General features: G+C 36.3%; 12 protein-coding genes and 1 pseudogene. 9 read left to right on the forward strand and 4 right to left on the reverse strand.

From position 1 onward, the window contains the following. Window positions 1-168: pseudogene (locus ACIQZ6_RS05050) on the reverse strand (NADH-quinone oxidoreductase subunit B); the annotation flags it as partial. Then, on the reverse strand, window positions 165-755 hold the full coding sequence (locus tag ACIQZ6_RS05055; protein ID WP_395808834.1) for an NADH-quinone oxidoreductase subunit A: 591 nt from the start codon (window positions 753-755) through the stop codon (window positions 165-167). The pseudogene ACIQZ6_RS05050 and the gene ACIQZ6_RS05055, both read right to left, overlap by 4 nt. A gap of 140 nt (window positions 756-895) precedes the next feature. Here ACIQZ6_RS05055 and ACIQZ6_RS05060 point away from each other — a divergent pair, with 140 nt between their 5' ends. After that, complete coding sequence (locus tag ACIQZ6_RS05060; RefSeq protein ID WP_395808836.1) at window positions 896-3,157, forward strand: Tex family protein; 2,262 nt, start codon at window positions 896-898, stop codon at window positions 3,155-3,157. 26 nt (window positions 3,158-3,183) lie between these two features. Beyond that, window positions 3,184-4,383 (forward strand): NAD(P)/FAD-dependent oxidoreductase, encoded by a 1,200-nt coding sequence (locus ACIQZ6_RS05065; protein ID WP_395808838.1) that lies wholly within the window; start codon window positions 3,184-3,186, stop codon window positions 4,381-4,383. Window positions 4,384-4,444: 61 nt separating this feature from the next. Here the strand turns inward: ACIQZ6_RS05065 and ACIQZ6_RS05070 are convergent, their stop codons facing one another. Beyond that, a complete protein-coding gene (locus tag ACIQZ6_RS05070) occupies window positions 4,445-7,684 on the reverse strand; it encodes an amidohydrolase family protein (RefSeq protein ID WP_395808840.1) in 3,240 nt (1,079 codons plus the stop codon). A 112-nt stretch (window positions 7,685-7,796) separates the two neighbouring features. On the opposite strand from ACIQZ6_RS05070, the gene ACIQZ6_RS05075 reads away from it, so the two are divergent. The 7 genes from ACIQZ6_RS05075 (at window position 7,797) to rplT (ending at window position 15,437) form a co-directional block, all read left to right on the forward strand. Beyond that, window positions 7,797-9,689, forward strand: coding sequence for an ATP-dependent DNA helicase RecQ (locus ACIQZ6_RS05075; RefSeq protein WP_395808842.1), 1,893 nt, complete (start codon window positions 7,797-7,799; stop codon window positions 9,687-9,689). A gap of 267 nt (window positions 9,690-9,956) precedes the next feature. Continuing rightward, window positions 9,957-11,267, forward strand: a complete 1,311-nt coding sequence (locus ACIQZ6_RS05080; protein ID WP_395808844.1) for an MFS transporter — start codon at window positions 9,957-9,959, stop codon at window positions 11,265-11,267. 39 nt (window positions 11,268-11,306) lie between these two features. Then, entirely contained in the window at window positions 11,307-12,035 is a 729-nt protein-coding gene (locus tag ACIQZ6_RS05085; protein WP_395808846.1) for a (Fe-S)-binding protein, read from the forward strand. Between the two features lie 168 nt (window positions 12,036-12,203). After that, window positions 12,204-14,129: a threonine--tRNA ligase gene (thrS, locus tag ACIQZ6_RS05090; protein ID WP_395808848.1), complete on the forward strand. Its 1,926-nt coding sequence runs from the start codon at window positions 12,204-12,206 to the stop codon at window positions 14,127-14,129. A gap of 13 nt (window positions 14,130-14,142) precedes the next feature. Beyond that, a complete protein-coding gene (gene infC, locus ACIQZ6_RS05095) occupies window positions 14,143-14,715 on the forward strand; it encodes a translation initiation factor IF-3 (protein ID WP_306550971.1) in 573 nt (190 codons plus the stop codon). Between the two features lie 100 nt (window positions 14,716-14,815). After that, window positions 14,816-15,016, forward strand: coding sequence for a 50S ribosomal protein L35 (gene rpmI, locus ACIQZ6_RS05100; RefSeq protein WP_090705136.1), 201 nt, complete (start codon window positions 14,816-14,818; stop codon window positions 15,014-15,016). 76 nt (window positions 15,017-15,092) lie between these two features. Beyond that, the gene (gene rplT, locus ACIQZ6_RS05105; protein ID WP_395808850.1) at window positions 15,093-15,437 is read left to right on the forward strand and encodes a 50S ribosomal protein L20; all 345 of its coding nucleotides are present in this window, start codon (window positions 15,093-15,095) and stop codon (window positions 15,435-15,437) included. Between the two features lie 284 nt (window positions 15,438-15,721). Here the strand turns inward: rplT and sucC are convergent, their stop codons facing one another. Beyond that, window positions 15,722-16,918 carry an ADP-forming succinate--CoA ligase subunit beta gene (gene sucC, locus ACIQZ6_RS05110; RefSeq protein ID WP_395808852.1) on the reverse strand — a complete coding sequence of 399 codons (1,197 nt, stop codon included), beginning with the start codon at window positions 16,916-16,918 and terminating at the stop codon, window positions 15,722-15,724. Window positions 16,919-16,999: the final 81 nt, after the last annotated feature.

A 16,999-nucleotide genomic window follows, 5' to 3' on the forward strand; every position in this document is an offset into this window, starting at 1 on the left:
TCGATCTAGATCATAGGTAGATGCCATTGATCCCATCATTTCTATTGCACAACAAGCAATACCAAAGCTCATTGGCCATAATGATGATAAACGAGCCCAGTTTAGCAAATCGTCAACTTTGACAACTAAAACAGATCCACCTTCACTTTTAATTTCTAGACTCACTATTCAGTTTTTTTAAATTTAGGTTTAAATGCAGGTTTAAAGGGAATTGGGTTTAGTACCGGCTCTGCTTTTTCTGATTCTATACTAACAGGATCTAATGTAAACTCTTTGATCTGGTATTTTTCATTATTCAAGGTATGGTATGCGGAATAAGGAATTTTAGTAGGTGAAGAAGGCAATAACTGTTCTGGTCTGATCCAGTTAAGATCACCTTTTTTCCAAACATAAACCAATCCAATAAGAAGTATGCCAATAAAAATAAACATTTCTATTAAACTCAACCATCCCCATCGTGGATCTGCAGTTAATAATGCTTCTTGTCCAAAAACGGTTGCCCATGGAAAAATAAATACTAATTCTACATCAAACAGTAGAAATATCAATGCAATAACATAAAAACGTGAATTGAACTGTATCCAAGAATTTCCAGTAGGTTCTTCACCACATTCATAGGAACTGAGCTTCTCTGGATTTGGTTTTTTAAGGGCAACGAGCCAACCTAAAAAAAAGGTAAATAGAACGAATAAGACCCCCATTATCAGATAAATAAACACTTTACCGAATTCAGATAGTTGTGAAATTTCGTTCATTGCTCAAATTTATAAATATTTGATTTAAAGTTTCAATAAGGGATATTTATTTCTATATTTTTTTATTTCACTTTGTGGATAAGCTTTTTTTGAAATTTGAATAGTTAGCCTCAAATTCGCTGTGAATTACGAAATGCAAAATGATTGTTAATAAGAATAAGAAAATAGCTATCGAGCTTTCGATAGCAGAGAAACAGGTTCAGGTTACCATTGATTTGCTTGATGAAGGCGGAACAGTTCCATTTATTGCCCGATATAGGAAAGAAATGACTGGTAGCCTTGATGAGGTTCAGATTGCTGCTATTCGTGATAGAAATCAACAATTAGTCGACCTTGATAAGAGAAGGGAAGCAATATTAAAATCCATGAATGACTTGGAAATGCTTAACCCTGAACTTGAAAAGCAAATACTTGAAGCAGAAACAATGACTCATTTGGAGGATATTTATCTTCCATATAAGCCAAAGCGCAAAACTAAGGCTTCTATTGCCAGAGAAAAAGGGCTGCAAAAACTTGCAGACTTTATTTTAGAGCAAACTAATGATAATCTTGAAGCAGAAGCTCTAAAATATATTAATGATGAAAAGGCCGTACTAACTATTGAAGATGCTTTGTCTGGAGCACGGGATATTTTGGCAGAGTTTATGGCTGAACAACCTGAATTAAGAATGAAAATGAGAGAAATTTTTGTTCAAAAGGGCAGTTTTCACTCAAAATTGATCAAAGGCAAGGAAATAGACGGACAGAAATATAAAGATTATTTTGACTGGACTGAAGCGGTAAAAACAGCTCCTTCACATCGTGTTTTGGCATTAAGAAGAGCTGAAAAAGAGATCATTCTTACTTTGGATATTGTTGTGCCTGAAGATGATGCAATTACTCTTTTGCACTCATTTTTTGTTAAAGGTAGGAATGCTTCATCAGAACAAGTTAGCCAGGCAGCAGCAGATTCCTTTAAACGATTAATCAAGCCATCTATGGAAACAGAAGTACGTTTGTTTACAAAGAAACAAGCAGATACTGAGGCCATACGTGTGTTTGCAGATAATGCACGCCAATTATTGCTTGCTGCACCGGTAGGGCAAAAAAGAATTATGGCTATTGACCCTGGATTTCGTACAGGGTGTAAACTGGTTTGCTTGGATGAGCAGGGACAGCTGATCGAGAACACAAATATTTATCCCCATAATGGGAATGAAGCAGTGAAAGAGGCCGGAAAAACTGTTAAATTTTTGTCTGATAAATATAAAATTGAGGCAATTGCTATTGGCAATGGAACCGCTGGCCGTGAAACAGAAACATTTGTGCGTAGCTTACAAATTCCCAACTTGATTATAGTGATGGTGAATGAGAGTGGGGCATCAATTTATTCTGCTTCAGATGTGGCTAGGGAGGAATTTCCAGACAAGGACATTACCGTCAGAGGAGCGGTGTCTATTGGCCGACGATTAATGGATCCATTGGCCGAATTGGTAAAAATAGATCCAAAATCAATAGGAGTGGGGCAATACCAGCATGATGTTGATCAGAATCAACTTCAGAGCTCACTTGATGATACAGTAATTAGTTGTGTGAATGCCATAGGTGTAGAATTAAATACAGCCTCAAAACAGATCTTATCCTATATTTCAGGTCTTGGCCCACAACTTGCCCAAAATATTGTGGAATATCGAAATAAGAATGGTGCTTTTAAACGAAGAAACGATCTAAAAAAGATACCACGTTTGGGTGAAAAGGCTTTTGAGCAGGCAGCAGGTTTTCTCCGTATTCGTAATGCAGAGCATCCTCTTGATAGTAGTGCGGTTCATCCTGAACGCTATGCTTTAGTAGAAAAAATGGCCAAGGATCTTAATTGTAAGTTGGATGATCTGATGAAAGATGAACAGCTTAGAAAGAGAATAAAACTTCAAGACTATATAAGTGATAGTGTGGGTCTTCCAACATTAAATGATATTCTCAATGAGTTGGCTAAACCTGGGCTTGACCCACGTGATCAGTTTGAGGCCTTCAGTTTCTCTGATGGTATCAATGCAATTACAGATCTTCATGTTGGGATGCTCCTCCCTGGAATAATAACTAATATTACCGCTTTTGGTGCTTTTGTTGATATTGGTGTTCATCAGGATGGACTGGTTCATCTGAGTCAGATGTCAAATAGATACATCAAAGACCCAAATGAAGTGGTTAAAGTGAGTCAGAAAGTGATGGTTAAGGTAACAGAGGTGGATATAAATCGAAAACGAATCGCTCTGTCAATGAAAACGGATGAAAAGCAAGAACCAAGACCAAGACCGGTTGTACAACAGCCTAAACCTCATGTAAATAAGGTGGAGTTTAAAAAAGAAGAACCTGAAACGGATATCGCTATAAAACTTGCTGCATTAAAGAATAGATTTTCATAAACTAATCAGTTTATCTTTGTGAAATAATGGAAAATGCTTTTGATGCAGTAATTATTGGGGCTGGTGCCTGTGGATTAATGTGTGCTGTTCAGGCCGGATTTCTTGGTAAAAAAATTTTAATTCTTGAAAAAAACGAAAAAATTGGAGCTAAGATTCTGATTTCAGGTGGCGGGCGTTGTAATTATACCAACCTGTATTCTGAAGAGTCTAACTTTATTTCTGAGAACCCACATTTTTGTAAATCAGCGTTTTCTCAATATTCTGTTGATGATACCATTAGTTTTTTTAAAACTTATGGTATAGACGGGCAAGAAAAGACGCTTGGCCAGTTATTCCCCCAAACCAATAATGCCAAAGACATTGTTCGTGTTTTTGAATCTCTTTGTGCCGATTTTGGACACAAAATCCTTACCAATTCTGAAGTTAAAGAGGTAGTAAAATTGGATTCTGGTAGGTTTAAAATCACCTTTGCTCTTGCCAATAAACTTAAAGATGTAACAGTTTGCAGTGTCGTAATTGCCTCTGGTGGTTTACCTATTCCTAAAATGGGTGCTACTGATTTTGGTTTGAAAGTAGCCAAACAATTTGGACTTAGAATAACTGAAACGGCTCCGGCCTTAGTTCCTCTTACAATAACAGGAAAGGATGCCGATTGGTATGCAAAGCTTAGTGGTAATTCTATTTTTTGTAGGGTTTCGAATGATAAAATTAGCTTCGAAGAAAATATATTATTTACACATTGGGGTCTTAGTGGACCGGCAATTCTACAAATTTCTTCTTACTGGAAACCAGGTGAGCAGATCAGGATAGACTTGCTTCCAAATGATAATATCATTGAAATTATTCAGTCGCAAAAAATGATTAATGGCCGGAAAACTCTATTAGGGCTTCTTTCAGATATTTTTACTAGAAAATTTGCAGAGGCCCTTGATAAGTATTTGCCTGTTGAGAAGAACCTGGCTTCACTGACCAAAGAAGACTTTCTTTTAATCGATCAGCTTATTCACAAATTCGATGTTAAACCGGCAGGAGATAAGGGCTATGATAAAGCAGAGGTAATGAGAGGTGGTGTGGCAACAGATGAACTATCCTCAAAAACACTGGAATCAAAAAAGGTACCGGGTCTGTATTTTGGAGGCGAGTGTGTTGATGTAACCGGTTGGCTTGGTGGATATAATTTTCAATGGGCCTGGTCAAGTGGATTTGTGATTGCTCAACATATTTAAATAAAAAACGCTGACACCTTATTCAAGCTGCCAGCGTTACAAATAGTTAATTTAGCGAGTTTTAGTCACATTTAGGATGGGTATATAGATAAGTTTCAACATTTCCCTGAGGAATAGTAAAGCTTTCAGACCTGTTCATCTGCCACCAGAAAAGGTTGCGTGATTTTTCCCTGCTAATCGTTTCATTCATTGTGGCCGAATCATAAACTCTTCCATTAATGATTACGTATTTAATTTTTTCAGTGTTCCGGATATCATCCAGTGGATTAGCATCTAAAATGATCATATCAGCTAGTTTACCATTCTCTAATGAGCCAATTTCCTTTCCCATGCCCAAATGCTCTGCTCCATTTAATGTTGCACTTCTGATTGCCTGAAGGGCTGACATACCTCCTTGAGCAAACATCCAAAGTTCCCAATGTGCTCCAAGGCCTTGAAGTTGTCCATGTGCACCCAGATTTACTTTGGTTCCACCATCCTGTAAAACTTTTGCAGCTCGTGCAACATTTATATGGCCATAATCAGCAAATGCTGATGTAGTTCTTCTTCTTGATCTTGAATCAATGATTGATCTAGGTGTAAAATTTAATAATCGCTCATTTTCCCAAACATTGGTTCTGTCATACCAATAATTTTCGCCTGATTGTGCTCCATAAGCAACGATTAGCGTTGGGGTATACGAGGTTGTACTTTTATTCCATAAGGTATTTACATCTTTATAAAGCGGTGCAGGAGGGATGTTGTGTTCCAGACTGGTATGTCCATCCTGAACATGAGTGATATTATGAACAAAGGTTGAACCACCTTCAGGAACAACCTCCATTTGCAATTCTCTTGCTGCCTGAATAATCTGTTGGCGTTGATCACGTCTAGGCTGGTTGTATGATTTTACAGAAAATGCACCAACAGCTTTCATCCTTCTTAGTGCCGAACGCGCATCATCAATGGAGTTTACTACTGTTTTAAAGTCGCCATCTGCGCCATAAATAATGGTGCCTGTAGAATAAACCCTTGGTCCAATCATCGTTCCGGCTTTAACCATATCTGCTTGACTAAAAACCATCTCTGTATTTGCCGATGGATCATGAGATGTGGTAACACCAAAGGCAAGATTTGCAAAATAACTCCAGTCTTGCTGAGGGGACACACCATCATAGCTTGCTCTTAAATGGCTATGCACATCGATAAGACCCGGCATAATGGTTTTTCCTGTACCATCAATCAATTTAGCATCGGCAGGAATAGTAATTTTTGACCCAACAGCAATGATTCTATTGTTTTCAAGAACAATTGTACCATTCTCAATTACTTCATCGCCTTTCATGGTGATGATTCTGGCATTTGTTATGGCAATTTTACCTTCTGGCCTGTCTGATTTAAGTTTTAGTTGTAAGTCTATTCCTAAAGTATCAGCACGATTGATCTTATCGTTTCCCCCTCCAAGAAAGGCAAAAGAATTCTTTATTTCTTTTGAGAAATAACGCGATCCTAAGGTCCAGTTTAAACGTTCTGAATCTTTGCTCCAATGTATGTACGTACCTGCATCTTTACTAACCTTAGTAATTGGTAAAGATTTGTTACCAGATGAAAGGTCTAAAGGCATGCCAACAGTAACTAATGGGGTGATATAAACATTAAATAATTCATTAAACGCAATCCACTTACCATCTGGGCTTGGGTTAAACACATTCGCATAGGTAGAGGTATAATGAGTTCGGATAGTTCCGCCATTAAGATCTGCACTCTTTAAAGCTTTTTTACTTCCCTCAGAACTCTGAAAAAATATTCGACTATCATCCGAACTAAAGATAGGCCTGATGCCATTGTCAAGTACTTTTGAAGCCGTGCCACCTTCAGTTGCTATGATGTAAATTCCTGGATTTTTACCAAAAGGATATCCTAACACATCATTTCCAACACCTTTCCGATAAACGATCTTATCTCCTTTATTTGAAAACTTAGGACTATAATAGTATCCTTTTTCTGGGGTCAATTTGGTTAAAACAGTGTCTTTAAGGCTTAACTTCATGATTGAACCTTTATTTTCATCACTCCAGTTTACATAGACTAGGTATTTACCATCAGGACTAAACTCGGGTTCAAACTCAAATTCTGTGCTCGTAGATATACGAGCAGCTTTACCATCAGGCAGATTTTTTACATAAATAAATCCTGCAGCATTAAAAGCAACTCTTTTTCCATCAGGAGATGTTGTTAACTGCCTGATCATTTTTACGTCAAACTCATCATTGAAAACTTTTTGTTCAAAATGCAAAGCATCCATTATTGTTTGATTAACAGTAACATCAAATGGGATTTCAGTTAAATATTGAGTTAAAACTTCAAGATTCCTGATTTTTCCTTGTGCATAGAAAATGATATTCTTACTGTCTGGAGTCCATGCAAAATTAGGATATGGCCCAAAAATAGCCCATGCCTCTTGCATATCATGAGTAAGGTTATCATACACAGACCATTCTTCGCCAGTTTGCAAATCCTGAATAAATAATTCAGATTTCAAACGCACTCTTCTCACAAAGGCAAGGAATTTTCCATCAGGTGAGAGTTCTGGACGAATAGCACCACCATCACCACCTGCAACAGTTTCAATTTGACCTGTTAATCTGTTTAAACGGCGGATATTATATATTTCTCCGTTAGGGTCTTTATTATATTGAAAATTTGGCCCTTGACTTACATCCTCAGAGAAATAAACAAATTTTCCATCTGGTGAAACTTCTGGCTCTCCAGCATCTTGCTGATCATTTTTTCTTTTTGTTAGCTGTACACCTTCTCCACCTCCGGCAATATGGTACATCCACATCTCACCAGCGCCAAGTGATCGGCTACTTGTAAAGTGTTTTCTGGCAATGAGATATTGATTATCTATAGACCATGTAGCATTATTAAGGAGCCTAAAATTTTCTTTAGTTATTGCCCTTTTTCCGGATCCGTCAACATTCATGACCCAAATATTATCTCCGCCGTCTTTATCGCTGGTATAAGAAATAAATTTGCCATTGGGGCTAAACCTTGGTTGTACTTCTGAAGCCATTCCACCGGCAAGTAAAATTGCTTTCCCTCCGGTTATAGACATTTTGTAAATATCTCCAAGTAAATCAAAAACAATTTCTTGACCATCAGGACTTACATCCAAATTCATCCATGTACCTTCATTGGTTTGAAATGTTAATGATTTAGACGGACCTGTAGGTTTTTCTACATTCCATTTTTGACTTGTCTGAGCAAACACTTTTGAACTCAGCAGGATACCGAAAACTAAAAATATTAATCTATTCATGTATTAATCTATTTGGATTCGCAATTTAGCAATTATTCATAGTTTTGGTATTATCAAAATTCTTCTCTTGATCTATGGTTTTTAGTTTTAACCCTATATTGAATTTGTTTTTATGACAATTCATCATATTCTTTCCAAATATTGGGGCTTTAGCAAATTCCGTCCTTTACAAGAGGATATTATCCAATCAGTTTTGGATGGAAAAGATACACTGGCATTGATGCCAACCGGTGGAGGTAAATCACTTTGTTTTCAGGTTCCAGCTCTTTTGAAACCTGGAATATGCATTGTGGTATCGCCCTTGATTGCATTAATGAAAGACCAAGTTGAGAATCTCAAAGACAAAGGCATTAAAGCCATAGCTATTATTTCGGGAATGGGGAAACGGGAGGTAGATATAGCCCTAGATAACTGTATTTATGGGGATATAAAATTTCTTTATTTGTCGCCTGAAAGGCTTTTGTCTGAACTAGTTAGGGTGAGGCTCAGGCATATGCAGGTTAATTTAATTGCGATAGATGAGGCCCATTGCATTTCTCAATGGGGGTATGATTTTAGGCCGTCTTATTTACACCTTGCAGAACTTAGGGAAATACATCCCAATGTTCCCATTTTAGCTCTCACAGCAACTGCTACAGAAAGAGTTGCTGCAGATATTCAATTAAAATTAAACTTTCAACACGCTCAGATTTTCAGGAAGTCTTTTGAGCGAAAAAACCTTAGTTATTTAGTTTATAATGAAGAAAATAAACTTAGAAAACTCTTTTCAATTGCCAAAAATGTAAAAGGAACAGGTATTATTTATGTTCGAAACAGACGGGAAACTCAAGAAGTGGCAAGGCAGCTTACCATGCAAGGAATTTCAGCTGATTTCTATCATGCTGGACTGGATACTCCTTTAAGAATGAAAAAGCAAACCGCATGGAAAAATTCGGAGGTAAAGGTAATAGTTGCTACCAATGCTTTTGGGATGGGTATCGATAAATCTGATGTTCGTTTTGTAGTTCATCTTGATCTTCCTGAAAGCCTTGAAGCTTATTATCAGGAAGCAGGAAGGGGAGGAAGAGATGAAAAAAAGGCTTATGCTGTTCTGCTTTTTAATAATTCGGATGTATTTCAACTCAAAAATAGATTTGAACAACAATATCCTTCTATTGAAGAAATAAAACAGATTTATCATCATTTGGGCAATTATTATCAGCTAGCATTTGGTGCAGGAGAAGGATTATCATTAGAATTTGACCTGGCTGATTTTTGCAATCGATTTAAATTAGATCCATTTCGAACCTTGCATGCTCTTAAATTTTTAGAGCATGATGAATATATTGCCTTGACTGAAACTGTTTTTTTAGCCTCTAGAGTTCAGGTTCTTTCAGGCTCAGCAGATCTTTATCGCTTCCAGGTTGAGCAACCCGCTTATGATCAGTTTATTAAGGTTTTATTAAGGTCATATGGTGGTATTTTTGATCAATTATCGGCGATTAAGGAAAGTGATCTAGGTAAAAGACTAGGAATTACTAGAAATGAAGTAGTAAAGATTCTTCAAAAACTTCAAACACTTCAGATCATTAATTATATTGAACAAACAGATAAACCGCATTTACTATTTATTAAACCGCGTGTTGATACTTTACATCTTTTAATTGATAGAAGATATCATGAAGATCGTTATCAGGTTCATCAATCACAGATTGAATCCATTATAAACTACGCCGTAAATAATAAGTGCAGAAGTCAGCAACTATTAAATTATTTCAATGAAGCTCATGCACCAACTTGTGGTGTTTGTGATGTCTGCCTGGAGAATAAAAAGGCTTCAAAAAAAGCTGGAAACTCTGATGCCTTAGTTAAATCGATACTCAATGAGTTAACTAATAAGCCTTTACACCTAAGTCAATTAATAGAATCTTTGCAAATTGGAAATGATAATGAAAAATTAAATGTTATCCGGATGCTCCTCGATGCAGGCACTATCAAGGTAAATGGGGAGTATTATTATTTATAAAATATATAAACAATACCCTAGCAATAACGTCCTTAATTTTCATACTGCCCTTGAATTGCACAAAGTATTATGTGCTGCTTTAAATGAACAACATAAGTTGAAGCGCCGGTAAGATCATAATTAATGAAGTAGGAAAGTTAAGTTTTAAGGCAATTAATTAAACATAATTATCTTGAAGATTGATTATTTTCTTTATTTTCAAATCTTATATAATTCAAATACATCAATTTTTTCTGGTTGAAATGAATTAAAATTCCTTGATCTAAAATGCAAAACAATAAAGATACTATTAAGGCCTGGGCCATGTTTGATTGGTCAAATTCTGCCTATAACTTGGTAATTACTTCAACAATTTTCCCAGCATACTATACCATCATTACTACAACCGAGCAAAATGGCGACAAGGTTATGTTTTTTGGCACTGAATTTACAAATACGGCTCTTTCAAACTATGCGCTTTCAGCAGCCTATCTTATTATGGCATTACTCTTGCCGGTATTATCATCTATTGCAGATTTCAGAGGCAATAAAAAGGTGTTTATGATGGTCTTTACCTATATTGGAAGTTTTGCTTGTACAGGTTTATTCTTTTTTAAGCTCGAGACACTAGAATTAGGTATCATTTGTTTTACCCTTGCTGCTATTGGGTATATAGGAGGAGCTATGTTTAATAATTCATACTTGCCTGAAATAGCTTCAGTTGATCAACAAGACAAGGTAAGTGCTAAAGGATTTGCATATGGATACGTAGGCAGTGTTTTATTGCAAATTATTTGCTTCGTTTTTGTTTTAAAGCCTGAATTATTTGGTATTACTGACCCTTCCTTACCAGCCCGTTTATCGTTTTTACTGGTCGGTATTTGGTGGATATCGTTCTCTCAGATTCCATTTAAAAAATTGCCTAAAGGAAGCTCCAATTACAATAAATTATCTAAAATAGCTGTTAAAAGTGGGTTTCAAGAACTTATCAAAGTCTGGCATCAATTAAAAGGAATGACTATTCTTAAAAGATTCCTGCTGGGATTCTTTTTTTACTCTATGGGAGTACAAACCATAATGCTTGTAGCGGCCGGATTTGGTGAAAAGGTTTTGAAATTAGGAACCGCTAAATTAATTGCAATCATTTTAATTATACAGTTGGTAGCAATTTTTGGTGCATTGATCATGTCATATTTTGCAAAAAAATATGGAAATATCCAAGTTATTATCGCAGTTATACTAGTCTGGATTGGAGTTTGTGCTGGAGCCTATTATATACAAAATGAAGGCCAGTTCTATGCTGTAGCTGTTGTTGTTGGATTAGTTATGGGAGGAATACAATCTATCTCAAGATCTACTTATTCGAAATTTTTGCCTGAAAACACTCCTGATACCGCTTCATTCTTTAGTTTTTATGATGTTACTGAGAAAATGGCTATTGTGATTGGTTTATTCAGTTTTGCATATATCGAAGAGTTTACAGGAAGTATGCGAAATTCAGCAATTAGTCTTGCTGGGTTTTTTATTATAGGTTTATTGATTTTAGTGTCAATCTTTTTTATAAAAACAGAATCTTCAACTTCCTTAGCTAAGGATTAGTTTTTTTTTCTGAATTTAGCACTGTTTAAGAAATTACCTATGACTGTCGAATTATTCATTCCCTGTTTTATTGACCAACTTTATCCGCAGACAGCTTTTAATACCATCAAAATTCTTGAAAAAGCTGGATGTAAAGTGGTTTATAATACAGAACAAACCTGTTGTGGACAACCAGCATACAATGCAGGTTTCTGGGAAGAAGCAAAAGTAGTTGGCAGAAAATTCTTGAATGATTTTTCTGAAACTAATTATATTGTTTCACCATCTGCCTCGTGTACTGGAATGGTCAAAAATTCTTATAATGATCTGTTTACCAACACAGCAGTTCATAATAAATGTAGAGCTATTCAAAGTAATATTCATGAGTTAAGTGATTTTCTCGTTAATATTATTAAAAAAGATTATTTCGGCGCTGAACTTGAAGGAAAGGCTGTTTACCATGATTCTTGTTCAGGTTTAAGAGAATGTAATATTAAAGCTGAACCGAGGCAATTATTAAGTAAAGTTCACGGGCTTGAACTTGTAGAAATGAAGGATACTGATGTATGCTGTGGATTTGGTGGCACATTTGCTGTTAAATTTGATGGTATTTCAAGTGCAATGGCAGAACAAAAGGTAAATAATGCCTTAGAAATGGGTGCTGACTATATAATTTCAACAGATTCTTCGTGTTTATTAAATTTGCAGGCCTATATTGATCAGCATGATTTAAAAATTAGAACGATGCATATTGCAGATGTTTTAACTCATGGTTGGGGCAATGTTTAGACGTTAAAGTTTTTTCATAAATCGCTTCATGAAATTGGCACCCCCAATTTTAGTTCCCATTTTAGCATCAAAATCCTTTATAAAATCTTATTTTTGTGATTGAAATGAAGATCACTTTGTAGATGATCATTTGAATTTTTTAAATCATAAATATAAATCATTTTGTAGATGATCAATATTACTCTTCCTGATGGTTCTGTTCGTGAGTATGAACAAGGAACTACTGCCCACCAGATAGCACTTTCTATTTCTGAAGGATTAGCACGTAACGTTTTAGCTGCCATGGTGAATGGTGAGGTATGGGATTCTTCCAGACCAATTGAAAAAGATTCTTTAGTAAAGCTTTTAACTTGGAATGATCAGGAAGGAAAGGCTACATTCTGGCATTCTTCTGCACATTTGATGGCTGAGGCTTTAGAGGCCTTGTATCCAGGTACAAAATTCGGTATCGGTCCGGCAATTGAAACAGGCTTTTACTATGATGTTGATTTTGGTGATCGTGAATTTTCTTCAGATGATTTTAAAGAAATCGAAGATAAGATCATGGAATTGGCAAAAGCAAAATCTGAATTTTCTAGAAAAGGGGTTTCAAAGAGTGATGCAATTAAATATTTTACCGAAAAAGATGATGAATATAAACTGGATTTGATCAAAGATCTGGCTGATGGTTCAATCACCTTCTATACACAGGGTAATTTCACTGATCTTTGCCGTGGTCCGCATATTCCTAATACTGGCTTTATCAAAGCGGTTAAGCTGATGAATGTCGCAGGTGCTTATTGGCGAGGCGACGAAACCAGAAAGCAATTAACACGTATATATGGAGTTACTTATCCAAAGCTAAGTGAACTAACCGACTATCTCCACATGATTGAGGAGGCCAAAAAAAGGGATCATCGTAAGCTGGGTAAAGAGCTAGAGCTTTTTGCCTTTTCCGAAAAAGTAGGTATGGGTTTGCCGCTATGGTTACCAAAAGGCACTGCACTTCGCGAAAAGCTTGTTAATTTTCTTCAAAGAGCTCAGGTTAAGTCTGGATATGAGCAGGTTATTACACCACATATTGGACATAAGAACCTATATATTACTTCTGGCCACTATGAAAAATATGGTGCAGATTCCTTTCAGCCAATAAAAACCCCTCAAGAAGGTGAGGAGTTTTTCTTAAAACCAATGAACTGCCCTCATCATTGCGAAATTTATAAAACAAAACCTCGATCGTACAAGGATCTTCCGGTTCGTTATGCAGAATTTGGTACAGTTTATCGTTATGAACAAAGTGGAGAGCTTCATGGATTAACCCGAGTTAGAGGTTTTACTCAGGATGATGCACATTTATTCTGTCGTCCAGATCAGGTTAAAGAAGAATTTAAAAAGGTTATCGACCTGGTTTTATATGTATTTAAAGCATTAGGATTCAATGATTATACGGCTCAAATCTCACTTAGAGATCCTGAAAATAAAGCCAAGTATATTGGAAGTGATGAAAATTGGCAGCTTGCTGAATCGGCAATTATTGAAGCTGCTGAAGAAAAAGGCTTAACCACAGTTATTGAGTTAGGTGAAGCTGCGTTTTATGGGCCAAAGCTTGATTTCATGGTCAAGGATGCCCTTGGCAGGAAATGGCAATTAGGCACTATTCAGGTAGACTATAATTTACCTGAGCGATTTGAACTTGAATATACTGGAAGTGATAATCAAAAACACCGTCCGGTGATGATACATAGAGCTCCATTCGGATCTTTAGAACGATTTGTGGCAGTTTTGATCGAGCATTGCGCAGGTGAATTTCCATTATGGCTTTCACCTGAACAATTTATAGTGTTGCCTATCTCTGAAAAATATGAGGATTATGCAAAAAAAGTTTTAGAATCGCTTAATAATTCCGATATTCGCGGGCTGATTGACTCTCGTGATGAGAAAATTGGAAGAAAGATTCGTGATGCTGAAGTGAAAAAGATTCCTTTTATGCTCATTATAGGTGAGAAAGAAATGAATGATGGCATGGTTTCTGTTAGGAGACATGGTGAAGGTGATTTAGGAAGTATGACAATTGAACAATTTAGTAATCAGTTAGTTAAAGAAATTACAATTTAAATAGAAATATAATTTGGCATTAGGAAGACCAGGCTTTAACAGAGGACCACGCCCTCCGTTTAAAAAGAAAGAAGCAGAACATAAGATCAATGATTTGATCCGGGCACCCGAGGTGCGCTTAACTGGTGAAAACGTGGAAACAGGTATTTATCCGTTCAGAGAGGCTTTAGCAATGGCTATTGAACAGGATCTTGATCTTGTAGAAATTTCTCCGAATGCAGTTCCGCCTGTATGTAAGATTGTTGATTACAACAAGTTTATTTACGAGCAGAAGAAAAAAATGAAGGAAATTAAGTCCAATGCAAAACAAACGGTGATTAAAGAAATCCGTTTTGGGCCTAATACTAGTGATCACGATTTTCAATTTAAATTAAAACATGCCATTGGTTTCCTTGAAGGTGGTGAGAAAGTTCGAGCATATGTGCACTTTAAAGGTCGTGCAATCGTTTATAAGGAACAAGGAGAAATCCTGTTATTAAAGTTTGCTCAAGCATTGGAAGATGTGGGTAAGGTTGAACAATTACCTAAATTAGAAGGAAAGCGGATGTTTTTAACCGTTGCTCCTAAACATGTAGGTAAAAGATAATTCGTCATCCGATAAAATCGGATTTGCTAATTTGCCTTTGTGGTATTTTGCAATTGACGATTATACAAGCAGAATAATTGATAAATAAATAAATATAATTATGCCAAAAATGAAAACGTGTTCCAGTGCAAAAAAGCGCTTCAAGCTTACTGGAACAGGTAAAATCAAAAGAAAGAACGCTTTTAAAAGTCACATCTTAACCAAGATGAGTAACAAACGCAAGCGTGCCTTGGGTCAGACAAGTTTAGTTTCTGATGCAGATTCAGGCAACGTTAAGCGTATGCTTTGTATAGGCAAGTAATCAACAAATTAATTTAACCAGGTATCAGGTTTTAAGTTTCTGACAAGGAACACCGCTTACCAAAACACAAAACAACATGCCACGTTCGGTTAACGCAGTAGCGTCAAGAAGAAGAAGAAAAAAGGTCTTAAATTTAGCCAAAGGCTATTGGGGATCTAGAAGCAAGGTTTTTACCGTTGCTAAGAACACAGTCGAAAAAGGTTTGCAATATGCATACCGTGACCGTAAAAATAAGAAAAGAGAATTCAGAGCTTTGTGGATTCAGCGTATCAACGCTGGTGCACGTCAGCACGGACTATCCTATTCTGCATTAATGGGTAAATTAACTGCAAGTGGAAATCAATTGAACCGTAAGGTTTTAGCTGATCTTGCAATGAATCATCCAGATGCATTCAAAGCTGTAATAGATACAGTAAAATAGTCTTAGACATTATATTTTAAAAAGGGAGCTAATAGCTCCCTTTTTTTGTGCCCTTATGTATAGCTTACATTTTAACGGAGCCCTATAAAGTATTAAGAATTAAAGTAAAAAGTATTAAGAATTAAATTAAAAAGTATTTGGTATTTACCTTACCAAAAATAACATCTAATTTAATAGAGGTGATTGGTTTAATACATGTGATTGAATTGTATAATTCATGCAATATCACACGTTAATAAAATTTCGTCATCCCTGTTTGGGTCAGGAATGACGAAATCTATAGATTATTTATTTTCAAGAACCTTGGTTACTAATGCAGCAGCTTCTTTAAGAAGAATTGCAGAGTAAACTTTTAGTCCAGATTCATCAATTAACTTTTTTGCTTCTACAGCATTAGTTCCTTGAAGGCGCACAATAATTGGAACGGGAATATTTCCAATCTCTTTGTATGCATCAATTACTCCCTGAGCAACACGATCGCAGCGCACAATTCCTCCAAAAATATTGATCAGAATAGCTTTTACATTAGGATCAGAAAGGATAATATTAAAACCAGCTTTAACTGTTTCTGCATTTGCAGTTCCACCTACATCTAGGAAATTTGCAGGCTCACCACCGGCAAGTTTGATGATATCCATTGTAGCCATTGCAAGACCAGCACCATTCACCATGCAACCTACGTTTCCGTCAAGTTTAACATAATTTAGATTTGATTTACTTGCTTCTACTTCTGTTGGGTCTTCTTCTGATGTATCGCGCATCGCTGCAAAGTCAGGATGGCGGAAAAGTCCGTTATCATCCAGGTTTACTTTGGCATCAACCGCAAGAATTTTATTGTCAGATGTTTTTAATACCGGGTTAATCTCAAACATAGATGAATCAGTAGCTTCATAGGCCTTATACAAAGAAGCAATGAATTTGGTCATATCTTTGAACGCATCGCCACTTAAACCCAGATTAAAGGCTATTTTTCGAGTCTGAAATCCCTGAAGACCAACTTTTGGATCTATTTCTTCTTTGAATATTAAATGAGGGGTGTGTTCTGCAACTTCTTCAATATCCATTCCACCTTCTGTAGAATACATAATGATGTTACGGCCTCTAGATCTGTCTAGCAACACGCTCACATAAAATTCTTTGGTTTCACTCTCTCCAGGGTAGTAAACATCCTGCGCAACCAAAACTTTACTTACCAGCTTACCTTCAGGCCCAGTTTGTGGTGTAATTAATTGCATTCCGATAATATTCCCTGCTTTTTCTTTTACTTCATCCAGATTTTTTGCAAGCTTAACACCCCCACCTTTTCCACGCCCGCCTGCATGTATTTGGGCTTTGATAACTACCCAGTCTGAATTATAGTCTACTTTTAGCTTTTTAGCTGCCTCAACAGCTTGCTCAGCAGTATCGGCAACAATGCCTTCTTGAACTCTGACGCCAAAACTTTTTAAAATTGCTTTACCTTGATATTCGTGAATATTCATTTACTTGTTATTTGTCGTAAAACTACGTTTTTATTGCAAACCTGAAAATAGCAAATGCAAAAAATAAGTCTTTTTTTTATG

The sequence above is a fragment of the Daejeonella sp. genome (assembly GCF_044348475.1).
GTDB lineage: Bacteria > Bacteroidota > Bacteroidia > Sphingobacteriales > Sphingobacteriaceae > Daejeonella.